General features: G+C 54.3%; 5 protein-coding genes. 2 read left to right on the forward strand and 3 right to left on the reverse strand.

Going from position 1 to position 3,014, the window contains the following annotated elements; translation table 11 throughout:
• Positions 1-293 precede the first annotated feature (293 nt).
• Complete coding sequence (locus Q390_RS0116940; RefSeq protein ID WP_027997121.1) at positions 294-545, forward strand: type II toxin-antitoxin system Phd/YefM family antitoxin; 252 nt, start codon at positions 294-296, stop codon at positions 543-545.
• Positions 542-796 carry a Txe/YoeB family addiction module toxin gene (locus Q390_RS0116945; protein WP_027997122.1) on the forward strand — a complete coding sequence of 85 codons (255 nt, stop codon included), beginning with the start codon at positions 542-544 and terminating at the stop codon, positions 794-796. The genes Q390_RS0116940 and Q390_RS0116945 overlap by 4 nt, the downstream gene beginning before the upstream one ends.
• Before the next feature lie 16 nt (positions 797-812).
• Here the strand turns inward: Q390_RS0116945 and Q390_RS18895 are convergent, their stop codons facing one another.
• The 3 genes from Q390_RS18895 to Q390_RS20220 form a co-directional block, all read right to left on the reverse strand.
• A complete protein-coding gene (locus tag Q390_RS18895) occupies positions 813-1,562 on the reverse strand; it encodes an SIR2 family NAD-dependent protein deacylase (RefSeq protein WP_051603329.1) in 750 nt (249 codons plus the stop codon).
• A gap of 85 nt (positions 1,563-1,647) precedes the next feature.
• Positions 1,648-2,481, reverse strand: coding sequence for a DUF4397 domain-containing protein (locus Q390_RS0116955; protein WP_027997123.1), 834 nt, complete (start codon positions 2,479-2,481; stop codon positions 1,648-1,650).
• A 215-nt stretch (positions 2,482-2,696) separates the two neighbouring features.
• On the reverse strand, positions 2,697-3,014 hold a 318-nt coding region (locus tag Q390_RS20220; RefSeq protein WP_156949956.1), incomplete at its 5' end, for a hypothetical protein.

Raw genomic sequence — 3,014 nt, forward strand, 5'->3', positions numbered from 1 at the left:
GACCGGGACACGAATGCAGCCAAGAACATTCTCGCGGCGGGACATCGCCGTTTGGCAGCAGGAATCACCGTCCTTTAGGGCGGTGAGGATGTCAAGGCACCATGTTCACGCACGCAATGGCAAACGATGAGCAACTTTGAACTGGCGCTCCAGCCCAGCATCAGGAATGCGATCCTCCTCGGATGAATGTTCTTCGTCGAAGAACTGAACAAGACACCAGCCAGCAAGATCCCGCAGCCCCAAAGTTTGCAAATATATGTACAATATAACGTACAACCAACGAAGTGCCCATCATGGATGCCATTACATACACTGCCGCCCGAGCGAACCTAGCCCACACTATGAATCGGGTCTGCAACGACCATGAGCCAATGATCATTACCCGCAACGGGCAACAATCTGTGGTCATGCTGTCGCTCGACGCTTACAAAGCGCTCGAAGAAACTGCTTATTTGCTTCGTATCCCAAAAAATGCGAAACGACTTCTTGAGGCCGTTGTTAGTTTAGAGGGTGGTCAAGGTAAAGAGCGGATTTTGGTGGAATGAAGTTAATCTTTGCAGAGCAAGCTTGGGAGGACTATCTTCACTGGCAAGAAATTGATAAAAAGATGCTTAAACGTATTAATTTATTAATTAAAGAAATAACTCGCACTCCGTTTGAAGGGACTGGTAAACCTGAAGGACTGAAGCACGCACTAGCCGGCTATTGGTCACGTCGCATCAATGATGAGCATCGTATGGTTTATAAGGTAGATGGTGATTTTTTACTCATAGCACAACTTCGTTATCACTATTGAGCTGCTAACGCTAGAGTTAAGCAGCGCCGGAGGCATCCGCCTTGAACGAATTGTTAGAGCCAGCCCCACTGCGCGTGAGCCACTCTTTTACCAAGCTTGGAATGATGCTGGTGGCGTTGCCGCGCAGAAACTTGAACCCGTAAGGAATTCTCTCCATTTCAAGCGAGACAAGTGCCTTCTCAGCTCTGCCACGGGAGGCCTTAACTAAGGAGGCAGCAGGGTGCACGGTAAGGGATGTGCCAACCACCAGAACTTTCGCGGCAGTGGCCATGTGCAACCGGGCCTCCTCCATATGCTGGGTTTCTTCTCCAAACCAAACTATGTCTGGTCTGAGTTGAGTCCCATCCTCGCAGAGCTGGCCGAGCAAGATGGGAGCGTCATCTATGCGATATCGCTTGGGGTTGTTCGATGTGCTCCGTGCATACGCCAGTTGCCCATGAAGGTGGATCACATTACTAGACCCGGCGCGCTCATGAAGCTCGTCAACGTTCTGCGTAATAACAACTACATCAAAGGCCGTTTCTAGCGAAGCAATTGCGGCGTGTGCTGAATTTGACAAGGCATGCCATGCCTTTAGCCGGCGTTCGTTGTAGAAGGCAAGAACAGCATCAGGGCGGGTCTCCCAGCCCTCGGGGCTGGCAACCTCATGCCAGGAGTATTCGTTCCATAGGCCATTTGAATCTCGGAACGTGGGTAAGCCGCTCTCTGCACTTAAACCAGAGCCAGATAGAACCACGATCTTTTTTGGTTGAACGTCGGGCTTCACATGCGGGCTCTAACGATCAAATTCAGACGCCGCCGTAGGCGGTCGGCTGCAATGCTGAGTTAGGCGCAGATGCCGGAGTACACGATCACAACGACGGAATCCGGCCACCGCGGCCGCCATCGCCTTGAAGCTTTGCCGCGATAGCAATGCCGCTGCCGCTGGGGTTTTCGGTGGGCAAGAACGCGATGTAAGGGAAGGTCACGAAGAGCACGTCGCGCTTGTCGGGAATCGTGAAACGACCGCGGTACAGAATGTTTTTGGTGCCGGCGGTCGTGGCCACCACTTGGTAGTCGCCGCCCCGGCGCCCGATGGCGTCCAAACCGCTGGCTGGACTGGACTGCTTGAACGCGATGGAAGGCAGGTCGGGCGTCCGCGCGTCGATGGTCTCGGTCAGGCCGATCAAGTAGAGGTCGATGTTTTTCGCGCTGAACGAGCCGTTGACTGCACGCACGTAGGACTGGTCGTCGACCAGACTCGGGTTGGTCGGGTCGTCGACCAGCACCAGGGTGTTCTGGCGCGCCGTGCTGCCCGAGCTCGGCAACGGCACTGAATCATCGGCCAGCGTCAGGATTGTGTACTTGTGGCCGCGCTTGGCATCGAAGTTGATGGTCTGCGAGAACGCGAACTCGGGGTTGGGAGGGTTGCCTGTGTTGACTTGGCCGCTGACACGGTAGTCGGCGCTGCCGGTATCCACCGTGAAGTAATCCGAGAGGAAGATATTGCTGACGTTGGTCGCCTCTGTGCGGTTGCCGCCGTTTCGCGCCAGGGTCAGCGCCGGTGCGAAGGGCGACACATTAGCAAAGCGCAACTGAGGATCGGAGGTGCCGATGGCCTGTGCGGTGTCGCTGCTGCCGCCGCCGCACGCGCTTAGCACCGCGATCGACGCGGTAGCCATCAGAATTTTGCTCATCAAATTCATAAATGATTCCTTTCAGAGATGTAAAAAGCGTCTGAACCTGCTCGGCAGCTTGGCGACGCACTGCGTTACCGAAACCATAGTATTCCGCAAACGCTGCACGCGCAGCACAGCATTACTTGACTTCGACATTTGCATGGCACTGCGCTCGCGACGATTAACGAACGAAAGTAAGCCGCCCGCCGAAGGCGAATCGGCTTGACTGCTAGGTTAGGCTTCTAGCCGATTTGATGGTTGAATGCAGGCAGCCTGCCTCGGTGCTTCTTATACACTGTGTGGAGATAGACCTCGATCAGGGACACAATATCTGGCTCAGAGACGGTGACTACTCCCAATCGAACATTACCATTCTGAACGTGAGCTTCATGCTCCACACCGTCTCCACACCCACGAAATCCGTGATTTGGAAAAATTCGCCTACCATCCTCAAGGACTTTAGGTGTGTCGCATCCCGGACGATCATATGGTCTCTTGTTAAACAGCTGCGGATGGGACTGGTGCCAGTCCTTCATCGTCTGCATCGGCGTTTTGCTCTT

The sequence above is a fragment of the Simplicispira psychrophila DSM 11588 genome, from assembly GCF_000688255.1.
GTDB classification, from domain to species: domain Bacteria; phylum Pseudomonadota; class Gammaproteobacteria; order Burkholderiales; family Burkholderiaceae_C; genus Simplicispira; species Simplicispira psychrophila.